Raw genomic sequence first — 19,534 nt, 5'->3', positions numbered from 1 at the left:
GCCGCCTCACAAAACAGGACTATTATGCGTTTCTATCAGGCCGATCCCAAGCTGGAACATTACTGGCGTGGGGTGATCCTTTTTGGCAAGAATGTCGCATCTTACAAATTTGCTCTGGCTCATGCGCTGTATGACCTGAAGCAACCAGATAATGACCTGATCCCCCTTGAAACGCTGGCGGTTCCTTTTGCACGCCATATTTGCGCACATCTTAAGCTGGCACCTAAACAGATCACCAGCCAGCGAAGCCAGTTCCTGGATGCCTGCTTACAGTTCAACAACAGTGATATCACAGAAGACCAGTTGACGGGGATTACCGTTAAACTCGGTTTTGCCGCAGTGATTAATGCTTTTCATAACGTTAATCAGGCTGAGATCGACAAGCGCTTCTTTCTGGATGAACGCAAAATGTCAAAAGGCATACGCCTCACCGACAACTATTATTACCTGACAGAAAACAATCAATTTCCGAACCTGATACAGGAAACCGATGCGCGCTGGCGACTGGTTGAGGAAGCCTGGGCAATGGGTGTTTCACGTAACCTGATTGCGGTGGAATATGATGACGACAGCAAGATGCTGTTCAGCCGTCGCAACAATCAGCGCATCAATATTACCAGTTGCCGTGACAGCCTGAACGGTTACCAGAAAGGCTGCTGCTTCTACTGTTTCCGCCCCGTCAGCGTAGTGATGGCAGAAGAAAATCTTGCCGATGTCGACCACTTTCTGCCATTCACGCTTAATGAAGCTATCAGCAATCTGGATGGCGTCTGGAACCTTGTTCTGGCCTGTCAAAGCTGCAACCGTGGTGCTAAGGGAAAGTTCACCCGGATACCATCGACAAAACTGCTTCAGCGCCTGCATGACCGTAACGAGTATTTCATTAACAGCCACCTTCCTCTGCGTGAAACCTTGATCCGACAGACTGGCAACACGCCAGCACTACGGCATAACTTCCTGCAGCAGCGCTGGCAGACAGCGAAAAACACACTGCTGCATGAATGGGAACCTACCGCACAGGGAGACGGGATTTTCTGATGAACGACGACTACTATCAGCAGAACGCACAGCGTTTTTACGACGACACGGTGAACGTGGATATGTCCGCCCTGTACGAACCGTTTCTGGCGTACCTGAAGCCCGGTGCGCAGATCCTTGATGCCGGTTGCGGTTCGGGCCGCGATACCAGAGCCTTCAGCGATCTGGGCTTTGAGGTGGAAGCTTTTGATGCTTCTGCGGAGCTGGTTGAACGCGCCAGGCAGTTAACCGGCAGACAGGTTGAAGTAATGCGTTTTCAGGAGATGACCGCGGTTGCGAAGTACGACGGCATCTGGTGCTGCGCTTCACTGCTGCATGTACCTGAAACAGAGTTGCCTGAAGTAATGGCGCTGCTGGCACGAGCATTGAAACCGGGTGGCGTCTGGTATTTGTCGTTTAAGTACGGCCGTGGAGAACGGGAAAAGGATGGCCGGGTGTTTACTGATATGGATGAGCGGCAGCTTCAAACGCTCACTGAAAAGATGAGAAATATTGCTGTTAAAAATATCTGGATTACAGACGACAAACGGCCATGCAGATCGAAGGAATGCTGGCTGAATGGTCTGTTTATCAAGAATGAATTTATCTATTAAATTAATAAATTGTGCTGATAGCAACTAACGTAATGGATACTGAGGGATACGGGGCGTGAATAAAAACAAAATTGAAAAGATCAGGATGAATAAAAGTAAGAAACCTCAACATTTAAATATTTATGACATCGGTGTCTGGCTAACTCAGAATCTTGCAAAGATAAGTTTATTCTCGGTGCTGATGGGATTTCTGAATCTTTGGTTCTACCTTTACCGGATTGATCATCTGCCTTTGCTGCCCTCGATGCTCACGACACCCTCTACCTTGCTTTCTATATCCTTTGCGCTGATTATCATCATTTTTGGCTTTTTCATTACGCTGCTTTTACCTACTCTTTCCTATTCCTTTTCCACCCTATTTTTAGCAAAAAAGGAGACTGATACAGCAGTTATAAGGCACTCTTTCTTCATCAGCCTTTTTCTTGCTATAACAGGTGTTTTTGACAGTGAAACCGCTCTAGGACTCTTTATTTACATCATAAGTGGTTACATCATTTTTTTCGCCATCCAGTTTTTCTATTGTGAATGGAGGGAGACAATGAAAATTTATTCCAGATGCATCATTATAAACTTTGCATTCATGATTGTTTTATTTTTTATTTACAATAGGGCAGGTTTGTCGGGAATAGACCGATTTTATCGTTTTGTGGTAATATTTTTATACCTTATATCTTGCTATATTTTAATGGCAGCAACCTATGACTTCTTAAAAAGCAAGCGGCCTTTTTTCAGCAAAAAAAACATCCTCCCCTATCTTCTTGCATTTATAATTATAATGTATCTGACAATGAGCATTGCGCCAGGTTTTATCACACGAGCAAATGATTATGCTATGACATTAGCCGGTTTAAAAAGCGAACAAAAAAGTATATTTAAAGTCAACCCTGCAGATTATCCCGATAACTGGCTGAAGGAGCGCTGGCTGATAAAATATACAAACGCAGGCAGCGTATGGGTTGAAGGCTATGCTATTTTTCAGAATAGTAATGTTAAGGTTATCTGCCCGACCACTGACTATCAGCAAATAAAAAAAAGAATGATTGAGGAAACCACTATTTTTAGCAAAACTTCTACGCTTCGTCACCCATCGGGAAATACTTTCAACTGTATAGACATTGAAAACAAGCCTAATACCACTCTATCATTTCTTGGTGAGAAGAAGTGATGGAAAGTTTAGAGCTCGAGAAGTGAGGGCGATAGAGACATAATGATACATTTAAGTAATTTTATTTTCAGTTAAGAGCGCAGATTTGCAGGTTACTAAGCATCTGCGCCCCAATCTTTAAAAACAAGCTTAACGATTTCATAATATTATCAAGTGGCAGTTTTTAATTTATTAATGTAATTACAATCCTATAGTTGCATTAATTTTGAAAATTACCTTTTGATTTTTTCGCGAAAATTAATTTATCTGTGGGTCGTCTTTATCAGCTGGGTATAATTACAGCATAATTTAATCTCGATGCGAATGTGCGGGAACACATTCACACCGCTGACCACAACAACTATCAGGAGTAGTTATCATGGCTGAGCAAGATTGTAATGCAGAAGTAGCAGCAAAATAAGTCACCGGTTCCGCAGTACGCCGGATAAAAGTAAGCTATGCGAGGACCTTTCCAGATTATGAATAAATCCCCTCGCTGGCGATGAAAGATAAATGGCTGGCTGAAGCTGGCTTTGATGCCGGGAGAGTGGCTGATGTGCGGGTAATGAAAGGATGCCTGGTGCTGACTGCTCGTCCGCCGGAACCTGAAGAACCAGAGCTGATGAAGTCATTGCGGCTCGTTTGTAAGTTCTCTGCCCACAAGCAACGGCAGGTGCAGGCGTTTATAAAAATTGTGGGCGCCAGGGGGGGCCGTGGATAATTTGGGCTTCTTTTCCCGGTCTGATGACCAGGAAAATATGTATGGCTTCAGGCTACCCCCTCTCCTATTATTAACTCGCCTGCATCATGCCATGCGATAAATAATGCGGCCAGGAAAGAAATATTATGACTGCTGGCGTCAGGCTCCGAATAGAACCACATAATAAAACAGCGATACCCTGAAATTTATACATTACAATATCAGTTAAAGCCGTGATAAATAAAACGAGATTTTCGCGGGCAACTTATTATCGTTCAGAAAACTAACCGCAAACCATTTTGAAATTGAAGTTAAAGAAGAAGCCAGTTCGTTAGTTTCTGCCAGCCGGAGCAAGGGGGACTCACGACACTGATGGCCTGGCTTTCTCCCTGGCCTTTTGCTGATCAACAGGCGCAGGACCACGGAATGCCCGACGCCATTCGCTTGGGCTGACGCTGAATCTCGCCTTAAAACTCTGGCGAAATGAGATGGGCGACTGAAACCCGACCATGCCGGAAATGCTTTCTATACTGCTGTCCGTGGTTTCAAGCAGTTCCTGACTTCTTTGCAGACGCTCCGCGTTCAGCCATTCTCCAATCGTAGTGCCGGTGGCTTTGATAAAATGACGCGTCAGGGTACGCCTGCTCATACTGACAAATCGAGCCAGTGAGTCGAGATCGTGCGGCTTATCCAGGTTGCGGCGCAAATATTCCATCAGCTCATTCATTTTGCTGTCCCGCGTCGATACCGGGACCGGGCGTTCAATAAACTGCGCCTGCCCGCCCTCGCGGTAAGGTGGGACAACCATTCTTCTTGCCACCCGATTGGCAATTGCCGATCCGTAATGTTCACGAATGATGTTCAGGCAACAGTCAATACCGGCGGCAGTACCGGCAGAGGTAATAAGACGTTCATCGCTGGTATAGAGTGAGTTGTTGTCCAGATGAACGGCAGGAAAGCGTTCGGTGAAGTCCTTTTCATACTCCCAGTGTGTTGCAGCACGGTGCTGATCAAGCAGGCCTGAATAGGCCAGTACGTAAGTTCCTAAACAAAGGCCCACCACTTCAGCACCACGCTGCCATACGCTTATCAGCTTATCCAGCAGTGCCTGGGAGGGCCTTTCTTCCGGATGATTCCAGTAAGGCACAATAATGATATCGGCAACGTCAAGCTGCTCAAGTCCATGTTCCACGTTGATGGAAAGCCCAATATCAGAGAAGACTACGCCGGGTTTTTCCGCACAGATTTCTACACGGAATAAACCCGGCTCCGGCATTGCCTGCCCGAAAAGAATACAGGGCACGGAAAAGTGAAACGGGCTGAATCCGGCCGTGGCGATCACGGCGACCGTCAGAGCAGACATAACGTTAACCTTACCCTAAATGATAACCACCAGCTCACCGGCAGCTAAAGCGCTGAATGTCATTATCCAAAGGATAACAGGTGGCCTGCCGGAATGGCATGTTATCCCTCACAGGCAGAGTGGCTTATCAGAAAGCCATTGTTTCGCCATCTGCTGGGATCAGGACATTCTGTTCGATGCCGTGTTGCTGGGTGAACGCCCTTAACTCCGCGCGGGTCAGAAGGCAATGGTTAATCGATTCCATATGAGAAGCCACGATGGTCGCAGTCGGCAACATCTTAAGCGTGCGCAGCGCGTCCTCTTTGCCCATAATAATCGGCCCGTAAAGGTCGTTGACCGCATAGCCGATGTTCAGCACCACAATCTCCGGCTTGAAGCGTTGCAGGCTTCTTGCATAAGGTTTAACCCAGACGGTATCACCCGCAATATAGAGCGTTTTTTCAGCATGATGTGTGAAGACCAGCCCGCATGCATCACCCAGTAGTTCACCCCACTGCGCATCTGCATAGAGTTCGTTACTGCCGTGCTGACCGTCCGTTTTATAAATAGTCAGGCCATCAACAAACTGATTTTCATCTTTGAGAACGCGGATGTTGAGAAAACCCTGAGAACGGATCAGCGCCGCGTCACTCTCATTCTGCGTGTAAATAAGCATATCTTTGGGTACAGCCTGCTGTGCCGCTTCATCCCAGTGATCGGTATGAGTATGCGTCAGGATAACGGCATCAACAGCCAGTAATTCTTCCACAGTCACCGGCAGGGAAACCATAGGATTACGCAGGTGCGGGCGAGCATTGCCGGCAAAGCCCTCCCAGGCTTCCTTTTCTGCCAGCATCGGGTCGATAAGAAATTTTTTACCAGCATATTCCAGCACAAGCGTGGCATTGCGGATTTGCGTTAATTTCATTGATTGCTCCAGTCATTCATCAGATTTCAGGGCTAATCCACCGCCTTCACCGTTGTCCGGCAGGATGGATGCGAGTGGGGTCACTATAAGATGAGAAGGGAACAGGCCGTGATATGCTCTCAGGTCATTAGTCGATGGAATCAGGTCAATCGAAATAGTGCAGATTTAACTGGCCTTCCGCCGTCAGAGGGGCTGCTTAAAGGTAACAGAAAAAGGGAAGGATCAGCGTTCAGCGTCATGATCCCTCCGCCAAAGAGGGCACAAAGGGTATAAGCCACACCGCACTACTTTTCATTGATTAAGGCAGGGGCAGATTCATACCGTGACAAAGGGTCAGCGCCAGAGATGAATTAACCTCCTGTTTTATTCCCGTCCATATCGTCAATTTTCCTCTGCCAGCGCCCGTCCGAAGGGCTGGTGACAAGGGTTTTGCATTAACTTCAGGCCAAACGCGATGATTCTTTTCGTGAATTTCCCTCTCTGAGACTCTCTGCAACATACGCAAAATAAGTGAACTATCCTCTTCTATACTTCACTGCGCTCGCCTGTATGTTCCTTTGCCATTCATGCAGTGAGCACTTACTTAGCATCCTGACTGTATGGCATTCATGCATTCACAGGTGCTGCTTTTTTCACTATTTTCTGCTTACAGGGGATTACCTGATATGGTGCTTTCTCAATCTTCACGCCTGGGAAGCCTGTTGCTGCTGCTGGCAGCAGCGATCGGCTTCGGGGTGGCGTTATATGCCTGGCTGACACCTTTAACGGGCGTTACTGGCTCTATTGGTGCGCTGGGCGTAGCGATCGCTAATCTGTTTCTGCTGTTACTGACGTTTATTCTGCGCATCTCTTCAGGCCGCGGCGCACCTATTTTCTGGAGAGTGATCGCCTTTTTAGTGCTGGCCGGCATTGGTTTTGCTGCTTTGCTGCTTCATCAAGGTGTGATTACCGCCGCGATGGTAGTGGGCCTGATCGGGCTGATTATCATGAGCCGTAATCCAGCCCGTAACAATAAATCCGTCAGAGCCTGAGGAGCCGCCCGTGCACAATGATAAAAAGAACCCTCTGATGAAAACCAGCATCATGGCACTCACCCTGCTGATGGCGCCACTCACATTACAGGCAGAAGATAAAGCCGCTGAAGCTTCGCAAGGAACGCAGGAAGAGCTTAATGTGGATGCCGCCGATCAGCAGGCAAAAGGTACAACCCACACCACGGAAGAGGCTTCATCTGAACACGCGGGTCAGAAGGTGGAGGCTGCCAGCCATACAGGTACTTCGCTGGTGCCGGAAAAAGCGATCTGGGACAGCTTCCATGGCCAGCTCAATGCCCAGAAGTACAGCCCACTCAAACAGATCACTGCCGATAACGTCAGTAAACTGGAGAAGGTCTGGGAATTTCATACCGGCGACGTCTCTGATGGGAAAGGTAAAACGCCTGCCACCGTCTGGTCTGCAACGCCCATCTTCGCCAACGATACTGTCTACATCGGCACGCCATTTTACCGGCTGATTGCGCTCGATCCCGGTACTGGCAAGGAAAAATGGCATTACGATACCAAAGCCCCGCGCGAAGCGCTGACGCAGCCAGTACTGAAAAACCGTGGTGTTTCCTACTGGCAGGCAAAAAATCCAGTTGCTGGAGAGGCCTGTCAGAAGATCGTTTATATGGGTACCGTTGATGGCAAACTTTATGCGCTGGATGCAGATTCCGGTAAGCCGTGCGAAAAGTTTGCGGATAAGGGTGTACTGAACGTCGACCAGTGGAATACCCTGAATGCAAAATATCCCCTGTCGCTCCTGCAACCGCCCACCGTGGTCGGCAACCATCTGATCATCGGCTGGGCCGGTAAAGACTGGGCGTACGCCGAAGCACCTCCAGGCACCGTTTTCTCAATCAACGCTGAAACCGGGCAACGCGAATGGACGTTTGAAGCCATTCCCGCCGACATTCGCAAGCGCACCGGCACTGCCAACGTCTGGACCCACATGTCAGCTGACGAAGCGAACGGATTAGTTTATCTGCCGGTATCCTCACCCTCACCTAACTACTGGGGTGGCAATCGTGTTGATGCCATTCCGCTTGGCACCTCCACCACTGCGCTGGATGTGAATACCGGCAAAGTAGTCTGGTCGCGACAGTGGGTGCATCACGACGTCTGGGATTACGACATCAACTCTGCTCCGACGCTGATGGACATTACGGTCAACGGAAAGCAGATCCCGGCACTGATCCAGGCCACAAAACAGGGTTTCCTGTTTGTGGTGAACCGACTGACAGGTGAGGATATCTGGCCAATTGAGGAGCGTCCGGTTCCACAAGGCGACGGCTCAGTACAGGGCGAGAAACTGTCACCGACTCAGCCCTTCCCGACCAAACCTGCACCTTTGCTGGATCAGTCTGAAAAACCGAAAATCTGGTCCCTGGCGAATATTGTGGGTGCCGGTCAGTGTTCACGTCTCTGGGATAAGCTGACCTATGAGGGTATGTACACGCCGCCAACCACCAAAGGCGAGGGCGCATTGACCTACCCCGATAGCGCCGGCGGTGTGCAATGGGGTGGCGTGGCGTTCGATCCGCAAAACCAGATTGCAGTGGTGAACACCTCGCATATCGTGCAGTACCTGAAGTTGTATAGCCGTGAAGATTACAACAAAGCCGACAAAGGATCGGGTAATGAAAGCGGTTTTTCCCCTCAGGAAGGCGCACCTTACGGTATGCGCCTGGACGTGGCAAATAACTGGCTGGGCATGCCGTGCTGGCAGCCACCGTTTGGCGAACTCGTGGCGATTGATATGCACACCGGCGACGTGAAATGGCGACGTCCGGTTGGCGCATCTCAACAGTACGGCTTTTTCATGCCGGAAAGCTGGGGATCTCCCACCATCGGCGGCCCGGCAGTTACCGCAGGCGGCATAATCTTTATTGGCGCGTCGATGGACGCCAAAGTGCGGGCTTATTCATTGAAGAGCGGTAAAGAGCTATGGTCCGATCAGGTCGAAGCGCCAGCCGTGGCCAACCCCTCTGTCTATGAGTATCAGGGGCGCCAGTATGTGGCGTTTGTGGTTGGAGGCAATACCATTCTGAAAGATCAGGTCGGCGATCAGGTGGTGGTTTACGCTTTGCCCAAATAAACTGACTGTTGAGCGCTGACTGAACAGGCGACAGTGGTTGCTGAACATTCAGAGCTTAAGCGAGTAAATAAACGTCATTAACACCCGCAATCCGTAAAAAGTTGCGGGTGTTTTCAAAGGGAAAGATCGAATAAAGGAATGCACACCTGGAGAGGTCTTATACGGGCTTTCCGGCGATAGCGGAGAGCAATTCCGGCTGTATGGGTCAGCATTACTTTTTGCAATGCGCGATCATTGCCGATACCGCTGCATAAAGCTCAGGTATATGCGGAGCATAAAAGAAATCAACGCTGGTCTGATTAACACCAAAATCAGACACATCAAGTGATGCAACGTTTTCCAGGCGGCTGTTTTGTAGGTGGAAACGATCGCTCCCACCGGGCAAAGGATCGTCTGGGATCAGTGAAAGGCGCTGGCTATTAGCTGAATCATAAAGGCAATTTTCCACTGCCTGCTTAGATCCCTTGAAATAGGCCACTTTTACCTCGGGATGCAGGCCACCAGGTACAGGGTCGATACATCCGCTGAGCAAAAAAGTCAGCAGAAGCAGCCACGTTTTCTTCATATTGTCCTTTACCTTTATTATTAACCTGTGGAGAGTGATTAATGTATCTCATCTGCCATCAATGCGGCTTAAACTTGATTCTTTGGTAAATGATAACTTTTTTATTACATCTACCGACGTTACCGTTGGCAGCAGGTTTAAGTTCAACGTGATAAATTTACCGCCGTTGTGATGATGCTTATCGCAAGATAAGGCGTAATTAGCATTCCGGCAGAGTCATGGATAGTAGCTTAAAAGAACGCGGGGAAAGGTTAGCTAGCCAGGCCTCACCAGCATCCGCTGGCATCACAACTGCTGATTTTTGACCTGCGATGACGGGAATGCCCTGAGCGGTCAAAAGTTCAGTTCTGACTGTTTGTTAAGGCTGACAGCCACTGATTTATCATCCCAGCCCAGAGTAAGTTTAGCGGCTGTATGCGCGTCTTTATCATCCACCGGCTGTTCCCGCTCCAGCCAACATCCTGATTTTCCCTACCCGGCTACATACAGTAATAAATTTTTATTTTCCGCAAGCGATCTCCTCCTGTTCCGGCCTGCCGGACGGCATCCCCTTTTTATCAATTTAAAGTTTTAAGTCTCCTTCCTGTTCCTCCGCTATTTACTTAATGGTTTCTGCACACGGAAAACGCGCCACAGCTGACTGGCAGGAAAATATTAATGGGAGTCAGGGAATAATTTACTGTAAAAGATTCAGGGTAAATGTATTGGCAAAGTTAAATTACATTAATCCTCTGACTTTAACATACATCAACTTCTTAATTACAGATTAACCTCCTTACCTTATCAACTCAAATAATTAACCTGCATCCTCTATTAAGAAACTTAAAATGGATGTATTACTATAACTAAGTGACACAGCCATTAGGTTAAATGGTAATATTTTTGTTACCTCTTCCGCTATTCATATTTTGCCCCTACTCAATGCTTACAGACTGGATATATAGTTTTAGTTTGCTGAAAAAATTAAATCCCCTGTTGCTTATCTGGACTGTAGCAGGCATTGCGTTTTTGATGTTCACTTTACATAAGATACATATGATGGCAGTTATCGATACGGCGCAATGTCTTTTCCATAAGGAAAGAGAGGGCTATAAGGGTTTTTTAACTCACATTGTGCAGCATATTTATCGTATTTTGTTTGAAAATTGCGATCACGACTATCGTTAATTTTATGTTTTATAAAAAATAAAATCTGCAATACCGAGTGCCATTTTACTAAATAGAGTCTGACCTGAAACCCGGCCAGACACAAAACCAGCAGGATTTCGTCTCTGTCAGTTTTGCAGACAGCCTTTGCCCAGACTTTAGTGATAATAAAAAACCCCGCCAGGCTGACATCGGCTATGTTCAATAATGAGTAAAACGTCTTTTACGTCATCTCAGCGAGAGTGCGTCTTCTGAGCGGGGCCATTCTGTCAGCAATCCCTGTAGCCTCTAATTATCCACTGCCCATTGCCTGCCGGCGTGCCCTGCCTGTCCGATTCGCTCCCGAAGCTCCTGAATTTCCTGGCAGGTAATGCAGGTAGTTACCGAAGGCAGAAGCTGGCGCCGCGCCAGAGGGATCTCCTCACCACAATGTTCACAAATGTCGCAACCAGGGCCGCTTAACCGACTGCGAATAACCTCCACCTCTAAACCTTCCATCAGGGCAATTGCTTCCATCGCCTCATCAATGATGTCTGCCATATTTTCATTCTCCCAATTGCTGGCATGGGGTGTTTCTTAACACCTGACGCTGCTCTGGTATCGGGTAAATCTGTATCCGCCATGCCTGTACAAAATAGTGTGCGCTTTACGCTGTCTGACGGATTGTTATTAAGTCCGCCTTAAAGTGATGCAAAGCTCAGCTTCTGTCGTTGCTTATATCAAAATTCTTTCCCGACAATGATTGCCCATACTACTGCAACACTTTTTCAATAAGACCTCAATTTTCTCCGGCAACAGAGGAAAAACCAGCAACAATAGCGCATAGCTTTCAGTTTCCCTGCTGATTCGTGTTCATAATGAAAAATCATTAAAGTGAAGTTGTTTACCATTTTGAAAATCATCTGATAAATTTGTTGGTTGGCGGGAAGGTAAAAAACTCAAGCGTCACACTACTTCTACAGGAAAGATCTGATAAATTGCTGCCGGCATTACAGAATGAACAGGAAAAAAGAAAACAAACAGAACGGATATTAGCTGTTTGCATAGCTGGAATGTTTCATCAGGCAGGATACTCATGACGGCTACCCCAATAGTGGTCAGATTGCCGGGCGCTTTGCACCCTAAGGAATCAGTTAAATACTCCTGCAACCATCTAATTAACAGATAAAAACCCTATTTTATCGGTTTTTTGCGATTTAATATTTCATTTCAGGCGCAATTCACTAGCATACCCTCTTCGTTTAACGTTGTCCTTTTGGCGCCTTTACACGCCAGCCTGGATAATTTCATAAAGAAAATTTTCGCAGGAGAGAATCATGATCCTTCCCAGCCCTGATACGCTAAACCGCGAATATTTGATTAAAAGAATGGAGTTTTATGGCTTCGTAGAGTGCAGTTGCATTCTGGCATTTTTAGAAAATGTTTGTAGTAAAAGTCTGGACTCTGCCTCCTATCGTTTTATCTATGAAAAACTTAAAGAGTGTCTGCGTAACAATTATAGTGACTCCTGCAAACAGTACTTTGATGAGTTAAAAAAACTGCAAACAGAAATTGAATATATTCTTTCAGTGTTTTTCTGAAGCCTGGCATGACGCTGATTTGAGAAAGGGTGCCGACCCCGGAGAAAATAATACACTGCAAAGCCACAGACTCTTCTCTGAACAGTTTATGGTTTTGGTTGCAGTTACGTTATCCCCTTCCGATCGCGCCAGGTTTTACCTTTACCTTTACCTTTACCTTTACCTTTACCTTTACCTTTACCTTTACCTTTACCTTTACCTTTACCTTTACCTTTACCAGAAGCGTAACTCTTTTACCTCACTGTGATTTACCACGCCAGGCTCATATTCAGATATCCCGTCCGCCATCCGTTTACTTCCTGAATCATCATCAAAAAGCATTGTTTGATTCGATTAGCCATGGCAATTTTAAAAGTGTTCTGCCCAGTAGTTTCATTAATCGATGGTATCGCTTCAGAAACGAAGTAACAGAGCAACTCGTGGCCACTGGGAAAACTCCCCCGGACAGAGATCCGCCGCAGCTTGGGTACATTTCCAGAGCCGCTGAGATAAGAGGACGGCGTCACGACAACTTTGTTCGATTTATGTACAGGAGCATTTTCCATCCCCGATTGCTTCAGAAGATGCTCGCTAGCGGAGGCGTGCATTATTGACACGCTCTCCTCCCGAGAAGCAGTGGGATAAATTTTCCGCATGGGCTGCGCACTCACTCCATGAGAGATAAAAAAGGAGGTGGCAAAAACAGAGGCCAATACAGCGAAAACGGTCATTCCGGAAAAACGCATAGATATTTTCCTGTTATTTTAATTTAAATTTTAATACGCAGAGTTAATTCAGAATGGCGTCCAGCTCAGAAAGTAATTCACGTAATGAAGAATAGTCCTGCTTCAGATCATCATAAATAAATAAAAAGCGTTTTATTCCTGCGCGAACAGAGTAATAATCGGCAGCAGTCAGTGAATTACCCGGTTTAACTTTCAGAAAGTTAACCAGATCTTCAAGGTGTGGTGAGGCATTTTTTAATTTCATCATCAGGCGATCTTTTGAGAGAGAAAAATCCCCCGGCACGTAATGTACTTCTCTGTTGCTTTTCATTTTCGCATAACTCTCTTTATATTAACTTGAGGAGCTGAATTCTAAAAACAGTGACCACAATCGTCAACTCCAAAAAAAAGCGCAATGTTAATGAAATTAACACCTCTTTTTCATGCGCCAGAGCGCCCAGTCTCTTTTATTCATTAAACTGCTGTTAAACAAGTGGTTAAATTAAATCAACGGCAGAGTTTTTGATATTCTTAACAAGAGAAAATTGCGTTTAACATTAAAGAAACAGATCGGGATAATTTGGTTTAGGGTAAGTTTAAAAAGCGCTTCCGAACAACAGCGGGCCTGGCTGGCTAAGAAGCCAGGTAACGGGGAGCAGGGCATGGCTGGCGGAACAGTTGTATCAGGACAGACCCAGAACAATGGGTAAGGGGTGATGACTCTGGAAGAGAAAAAATAAGACCAGTCCGGAAGGCACTATGTCAGCGCAAAGCGCATTTGGCTGTTATTTGATGTTGTTCAGCCAGTACCCTTTTATCCTTACAGTCCCGGCCAGGACAGACATATCGCCTGTTTTAGCTATATAAAAATAACATTCTGGCATTATCGTGGCAGTATGAAAAATAAGAGACCGATACTACTCCAGAAAAGGATGCAGAAAATCACTATTAATCGCCAGGTACGGCTGCGCACTTCATTTCTGTATTGGCATTTCATGTTTTCACTCCGTTATTTCCGGGTGAACGGCTTGCTGGCTACGCTACAGGCAGTAACCCATTCAGACAGATATTAGTTATTTTGCTGATTAAATTTAACTCCGGGCTATTAAACCAACGATAAACAAAGATAGAGGGTGCAAGCTACACTCTGTTTACATTGCTACGCTTTGGCGTCCTTTATCTTTTTCGCCATCTCAGTAGTGCCTTAAAAAGATTTTGCATAAACGCTCTTTTCTGGCGTATGCCCTGCGATTTTATCTGGCATGGGAGCGCTTCAGGCTGCCTGCCGCCATATCCATCTGCTGAACTTGTCAGCTCAGTTTGACTCCGCTCACACCTTGTAAGCCCCTAAATAACCGGTGAATTTTTCTGTGCCGTTTATATCAACCATCACTAAACAGAGTTTTTTTATCTGATCATCATGGTGACCATAGTTACAGGTTTGCTGTCATTTTGTTAGTGACAGAGAAATATCACACTGCCTTCAATTTTTGAAATAAGCATTATATCTCAATGACTTACAATGAGAAAAGGTAAGCGTGAAAATCCATTTTCACATAAATGTTATTTCTGAAAACTTTTAGCGGGTAAAATTCGGCCATCGGGTTACTCTTTTCACACTTGATCTTATTGGTGCTAATAACTATAAAGTCGCGACAACGACGATTTATTATATCCAGCCAGCTGATCTGGCGTCGGCTTATTGAAAGTCTACTGATTTTTTAATTTCTACAGAGAGATTCGGTTTGAAACCAGAGGTTGTCTGTCATGGCTCAGATAATTTTCAAAATCAGGCCATATGCCTTGTTTTAGAGTCTGGAAGTCATCACTCCAGCAGGGGAACATCATTAATGGTTTACGCGATGGCTTCTGAACAACGAAGCAGAAGCGGTAAATACCGACATCTGCGGAGACGATGCCGTACCCGTTAAAGATGTTCAGCCCTTACCGAAGTCATAAATTCACAGAGTTGATAAAATCTTTCAGCATGTAAATTTCACTAATAAATTTGAGAGAAGATCATGAACAAACACCACTACCTGAGTGAGTTAAGACACTGTCCTTCCAAAGATATACTCGATATTGTCTCCAGCTATATGCGTAAAAAAATTCCTTCGCGCGACATCTGCTCTTTTGAAGGTGCCTGCGATCACCGCAAGGCGGAGCTGTTAATGAATAAAACTTATAACGACATTCCAGCAGAAGTATGGCGGCAGATTAATTAAAAAGCTTCTGACCTTTAATTTGCTATTGAAACCTCATCCAGGCATTCACTTTCCGTTGCCGATCTAAGAGAGCATCACTCTGCCTGACGTGATGCTCTTTTTTGTTCAGAAGTGATAAGAGATACCCATTACTCCGCTATAGTCCGTTTTAAAGGTGCCACCAAAACTGCGCTCAACACCGGCGCTTAACAAAACATTTTGGGTTACCGCCCTTTCAACGCCCACCTTTGCGCGATAGCGATTATCGGACCAGGCCTGATACTCACGGTTTGACTGGCGATCTGAAAGCGTCGTCTTTGAACCGTTTTTGCCTGGAGAGTACTGCCAGGCAATGCTGGCCGTCAGATTGACATTTTTCAGCTCTTCGCCAATTCCGCGTTTTTGCACCATTATTCCGCCGGTTCCGTAGTATGGATTAGCTGAACTGAGAGCGACTTCGGCGTCCTGACCTTTCAGGGAGTAACCGGAAAGCACACCAGCGCTGACCCCGATAAAAGGTGAGATCAGCAGTGTGTCATCCGCTAAGCTGAACTGGTAACCACTTCGCAGGCTTCCGGCTAACAGGGTGCTGGAGCGCTTTTTACCGTTAATATCCAGTACAGGATCCAGCGTTATTTCCTGATTCAGGTACATAAAGCGGCTGGCGGCATCAACAAACCATCCTCTCTCCGACTGCCACGAGTAATACGCGCCGACGGTAGCCAGACGGTGGTTTTCCTTGCCTTTACCTTTGATTTCGCCCTGTGTATAGCTGGCGCTGAAACCCAGAGTTTGCGCCTTATTCAGCTTATCCCAGCCCACATTCAGCATCTGCTCACTGGCCTTCAGGCCGAGCCACCCCCCTTTTCTTTGCTCCAGCGTCGCCCATGCTCCGCTGTTTTCCGGCGCAGCGCGCAGCCTGTCGGTTCGGTTATAGAGCTGGCTGATGGCTTCGCTAAAGATGTACTGGCGCGAGGCCATCATCGCACGCGTATCCTGAATCAGCGGCTGGTTATCATAAATCGTAAACCACTCATCCGGATTGAACACCGGCTGATTAACCCCCTCATCGGGCTGAGCTTCAGCTTCGGGTTTCTCTTCACTCCCCTCACCCGCAGCCGGAGTGTCAGCACCATTGTCTGGCGTGACGTTCTCCTGCGCTGGCGTATCAGCACCCGCTTCAGGTGTGGTGTTTTCCTGCGCTGGCGTATCGGCCCCCGTTTCTGGCGTGGTGTCCTCCTGCGCTGGCGTATCAGCACCCGCCTCTGGCGTGGTGTCGCCCTGCGCTGGCGTATCAGCACCCGTTTCTGGCGTGGTGTCGCCCTGCGCTGGCGTATCAGTACCCGTTTCCGGCACTGCTGGCTCTAACGGCGTTTCGGGCTGTGTCTGATTATGTTCAAGCACCCATAAAACGCGATCGTTCTGATCTTTTACCTGGTAGTTCGGGGTGTAAATAGTGAAACCGCTGTTACCGCTGGCGAAGGAAAAATAATCATGCGCAGTGCCTGCTGGCGCATCGATCATCACTATATCCTGTTGCAGCGAGACCTCTTCCCCGGCCTCCACCAGCAGATTCACATCCAGCAGGTTATTGCCGCCGCTGGCTGAGGTTTGAATAGTGAGTTTGTCATTTTCCAGCGTGGCAGGTTTCACCCCTGATACCAGCCTGAGGCCGGAAGCCTCCAGCGAATCGACCTCGAGATTTTTTGCACGCCAGCTTCCCGCGGGCACCATAGAAATCTTCGCCCCCTTCTGCGCATACAGCGTGCTGACATGACTGTTGTCCGTCATAACCCAGTTAGCATTTGCATCCAGTGTCATGCGTGTGTTGCCGGATGATGTTACAGCGCCCTGATAATTCACTTTACCGAGATAGAGCGAAGCATCATTCGCTAACTGCACATCGCCTGTCACTTCACTGGCTGGCAGCAGCGCCAGGGCAGTGGCGTCACGCACCGGCTGGCTACAGGAGGATGCGTCCTGATAGATAGCGGCATAGCAGCGCCAGCTCTTTTCATCCTCTGTTTCACTATTGTTATAGCCAAAAGCGAGACGCGCAGACTCATCCGCCACAAAACGAGCCTGGACTCCGGCATAGTCGCCAACCTGTAATGCCGCCTTTTTACCCACGTTGATTTCGCTGGCTTTAAACAGCGATGTCGACCAGTCATCCCCGATGACGGTGCCGCCCGCGTGTGCAACAGGCTGGCCTGAGAGTATCGCCGTGCCATTTTCGACGGTGAGCGTGCCATTCAGATTCATGCCGCCAGTCAGCGCCATTATTGCCGTCGCGTTCTCAGGTTTTAGCGTGACGTCCATGCCGCCATTCACCGCACTCTGATCCGTCTCGCCAAAAAAGCCGCGGAAAACCTGTTGGTTTAGCTGCGTTAAGCGGTAATTAACCGCCGCATCAACGTTTGTTCCCAGATAGGTCCAGGTTGGGGTTGAACTCTTATCTGACGGAAAATACCAGTAAGAAGAGGTGTTTAGCTGGAAATACTCGGTCTCTTTGGTATAGGGATTGTTGTAGACATAAATTGAACCCGGTGTCCCCTTCGGATTACTGCCGGAGAAGGTATTAAAAGCGACATCTGCGGAGGTATAACCCGTGATGTTGAGCGTAGCGTTCTGGTCAGCGCGGTGGTTAACCAGCACTGCACCGCTGTCGGTATGGTTAATTTTTTTAGCGGTCAGCGCATTACCGTTTAAATCGAGCTTACCGCCGCGATAGCCAAAATAGATGTCGCTGGCCGCCACCTGATCACCATCCTGAAGCACCACGGTAGGACGGCCGCTGACCAGCGTTACCGATGAGAAAGCCCGCTTGTTCCCTGCGCTATCCGCCTGCTGATCAAGGATAACGGTGCCCTCTCCCACGTTAAGACTGCCTTCGTTAACACCTGCGGCATTGATATGCAGCGTTCCGGCGCCGATTTTATGCAGCGCATCATTCGCCAAACCATTAACCTGCCACAGCACCTCTTTGCCGGCATCCACCTCCACGCCTCCGCCAACCCAGGTGGCGTTTATTCCCTCTGCTGAACTTACGGTGTAATTATTAGAAAAGCGGAGTTTTCCGGCCCCCATGTTGATAGGGTCGTTAAGCTTGATCGACCCGCCTGCTCCGTTGAAGCGCAAATCTTTGGTGGCATCCAGCTCTGCATTGCTGGCTGTTGCCGGTGCAGCGCTTGCATAAGCTTTATCAAGCCCCGCCCATGACCAGAGGGTTCCCTGCTGCGTTATCGCTTTATCGCTCCAGTAAAGCGTGCCGTTTGCGGCGCTATCCACGACATCTGGCGAGCGGTTAGCTTCAGAGATATTCTGGATATAGCCATCAGGGATGTACTCCCATATGCTGGTTGTGCCATAGCCGGTGCCATCATCCACATATGCGCCATGCAGGACGCCAGCAATCTTCCATGCTTTATCCCGCTCGTCATACACCATCATCGGGCTGCCGCTGTCACCGGCCATGGTGCCGATAGAGAGCGGAGAGGTCAGCGGATTATCAGGGCCGTAGTTGGTCGCCTGTAGCGAGCCGGAGGTAAAGGCAACCGTACCGGCATTCACGGTCCCCCCGCTCACCCAGTTATAGGCGTCGCTCAGTATAATGCGTTCCGTTTGCGCTTCACTGAGCTGGCTTTGCGTGCCGCCGCCAAGACGGGTAAACCAGCTATACCGCGAGGTATCGCCTTTGATAATTTCTGATTTTTCCACTGTGCCGATGGGGGCGGCATCGGTAACCACTTTATTCAGGCGTGGCAAATGAAAATCGACATCAGATAAAAGCGATTCGTTGCGGTTAATCAACTTGTAGGTCGCACCATATTGCGCACCGTTGCCAAAGCCGACCGTATTATAACCGGTGTTATGGCGAGCGCTGGCGACATAGGAGGGCGCAACCAGGGTACTGTAACCATAATTCGCTACCATGCCGAAATCTGGCATGGTGAAATCCAGAGAGCCAGACAGTGAACCCTCTTTTGTATATACCGCTATGTTTTTTGCTCCAACAGAATACTTCCCCAGATTTTCTGCAAAATCACGATATTCCTGAACATCAATATCATGACGCATAATACCAGCATAGGATTTGGTACAGATAAAAACAGTGCAGCAAAAAGCCGCGCCGCCTAAATGTTTCAATGGACTATCCTCATAAGTTTATCATTTATTAAAATAACAACGGACAATTAAGAGGAGAATACCATTACAGGCGCAATTTACAGAAACTCACCTTTATTAAGTTTGTTGATCATAATCAAAAAACGCCATCAATTCACCGACAAACAACCAGTAACCGACTGTTATTTCTGGTTATTTAAAACCACTCCCAAAAGAGAATGAATATTATAAATATGTTAATTAGCCATTATTGCCAAAATAGCATAATGTCTGTTTCGCGAAATTTTGCGTAAATAAACAATATTTAAAACCACAGCCAGACACAATAAA

15 protein-coding genes are annotated in these 19,534 nt (G+C 47.5%); 8 read left to right on the top strand and 7 right to left on the bottom strand.

What is annotated here, in order from left to right; genetic code table 11:
* Positions 1 to 24: 24 nt before the first annotated feature.
* The 4 genes from AAH450_RS17075 to AAH450_RS17060 all read left to right on the top strand — a co-directional run bounded on the left by AAH450_RS17075 (position 25) and on the right by AAH450_RS17060 (position 3,496).
* Positions 25 to 1,038, top strand: a complete 1,014-nt coding sequence (locus AAH450_RS17075; RefSeq protein ID WP_342911287.1) for an HNH endonuclease family protein — start codon at positions 25 to 27, stop codon at positions 1,036 to 1,038.
* Positions 1,038 to 1,631: a class I SAM-dependent methyltransferase gene (locus tag AAH450_RS17070; protein ID WP_342911286.1), complete on the top strand. Its 594-nt coding sequence runs from the start codon at positions 1,038 to 1,040 to the stop codon at positions 1,629 to 1,631. Before AAH450_RS17075 ends, AAH450_RS17070 begins: the two co-directional genes overlap by 1 nt.
* Before the next feature lie 55 nt (positions 1,632 to 1,686).
* Positions 1,687 to 2,796, top strand: coding sequence for a hypothetical protein (locus AAH450_RS17065; protein WP_342911285.1), 1,110 nt, complete (start codon positions 1,687 to 1,689; stop codon positions 2,794 to 2,796).
* Between the two features lie 466 nt (positions 2,797 to 3,262).
* Positions 3,263 to 3,496, top strand: a complete 234-nt coding sequence (locus AAH450_RS17060; RefSeq protein ID WP_342911543.1) for a SymE family type I addiction module toxin — start codon at positions 3,263 to 3,265, stop codon at positions 3,494 to 3,496.
* A gap of 340 nt (positions 3,497 to 3,836) precedes the next feature.
* Here the strand turns inward: AAH450_RS17060 and AAH450_RS17055 are convergent, their stop codons facing one another.
* Positions 3,837 to 4,838 carry a GlxA family transcriptional regulator gene (locus tag AAH450_RS17055; protein WP_342911284.1) on the bottom strand — a complete coding sequence of 334 codons (1,002 nt, stop codon included), beginning with the start codon at positions 4,836 to 4,838 and terminating at the stop codon, positions 3,837 to 3,839.
* 127 nt (positions 4,839 to 4,965) lie between these two features.
* Entirely contained in the window at positions 4,966 to 5,745 is a 780-nt protein-coding gene (locus AAH450_RS17050) for an MBL fold metallo-hydrolase (RefSeq protein WP_342911283.1), read from the bottom strand.
* Between the two features lie 665 nt (positions 5,746 to 6,410).
* On the opposite strand from AAH450_RS17050, the gene AAH450_RS17045 reads away from it, so the two are divergent.
* Both AAH450_RS17045 and AAH450_RS17040 read left to right on the top strand, forming a co-directional pair.
* Entirely contained in the window at positions 6,411 to 6,776 is a 366-nt protein-coding gene (locus AAH450_RS17045; RefSeq protein ID WP_342911282.1) for a hypothetical protein, read from the top strand.
* Between the two features lie 10 nt (positions 6,777 to 6,786).
* Positions 6,787 to 8,880 carry a pyrroloquinoline quinone-dependent dehydrogenase gene (locus tag AAH450_RS17040; protein WP_342911281.1) on the top strand — a complete coding sequence of 698 codons (2,094 nt, stop codon included), beginning with the start codon at positions 6,787 to 6,789 and terminating at the stop codon, positions 8,878 to 8,880.
* 211 nt (positions 8,881 to 9,091) lie between these two features.
* Here the strand turns inward: AAH450_RS17040 and AAH450_RS17035 are convergent, their stop codons facing one another.
* Both AAH450_RS17035 and AAH450_RS17030 read right to left on the bottom strand, forming a co-directional pair.
* Positions 9,092 to 9,445, bottom strand: coding sequence for a hypothetical protein (locus AAH450_RS17035; protein ID WP_342911280.1), 354 nt, complete (start codon positions 9,443 to 9,445; stop codon positions 9,092 to 9,094).
* A 1,434-nt stretch (positions 9,446 to 10,879) separates the two neighbouring features.
* Entirely contained in the window at positions 10,880 to 11,131 is a 252-nt protein-coding gene (locus AAH450_RS17030) for a TraR/DksA C4-type zinc finger protein (protein ID WP_342911279.1), read from the bottom strand.
* 776 nt (positions 11,132 to 11,907) lie between these two features.
* On the opposite strand from AAH450_RS17030, the gene AAH450_RS17025 reads away from it, so the two are divergent.
* Positions 11,908 to 12,171 (top strand): hypothetical protein, encoded by a 264-nt coding sequence (locus AAH450_RS17025; RefSeq protein ID WP_342911278.1) that lies wholly within the window; start codon positions 11,908 to 11,910, stop codon positions 12,169 to 12,171.
* A 248-nt stretch (positions 12,172 to 12,419) separates the two neighbouring features.
* Here the strand turns inward: AAH450_RS17025 and AAH450_RS17020 are convergent, their stop codons facing one another.
* The gene (locus AAH450_RS17020) at positions 12,420 to 12,896 is read right to left on the bottom strand and encodes a fimbria/pilus periplasmic chaperone (RefSeq protein ID WP_342911277.1); all 477 of its coding nucleotides are present in this window, start codon (positions 12,894 to 12,896) and stop codon (positions 12,420 to 12,422) included.
* Positions 12,897 to 12,939: 43 nt separating this feature from the next.
* A complete protein-coding gene (locus tag AAH450_RS17015; RefSeq protein ID WP_342911276.1) occupies positions 12,940 to 13,143 on the bottom strand; it encodes a hypothetical protein in 204 nt (67 codons plus the stop codon).
* 1,753 nt (positions 13,144 to 14,896) lie between these two features.
* Here AAH450_RS17015 and AAH450_RS17010 point away from each other — a divergent pair.
* Positions 14,897 to 15,100, top strand: a complete 204-nt coding sequence (locus AAH450_RS17010; RefSeq protein WP_342911275.1) for an Hha/YmoA family nucleoid-associated regulatory protein — start codon at positions 14,897 to 14,899, stop codon at positions 15,098 to 15,100.
* 105 nt (positions 15,101 to 15,205) lie between these two features.
* Here the strand turns inward: AAH450_RS17010 and AAH450_RS17005 are convergent, their stop codons facing one another.
* Positions 15,206 to 19,225 carry a S6 family peptidase gene (locus tag AAH450_RS17005; RefSeq protein WP_342911274.1) on the bottom strand — a complete coding sequence of 1,340 codons (4,020 nt, stop codon included), beginning with the start codon at positions 19,223 to 19,225 and terminating at the stop codon, positions 15,206 to 15,208.
* Positions 19,226 to 19,534 lie beyond the last annotated feature (309 nt).

It is taken from the genome of Erwinia magellanica, assembly GCF_039023495.1.
Lineage (GTDB): Bacteria > Pseudomonadota > Gammaproteobacteria > Enterobacterales > Enterobacteriaceae > Erwinia.
This window is presented reverse-complemented; position numbering and strand designations above follow the sequence as displayed.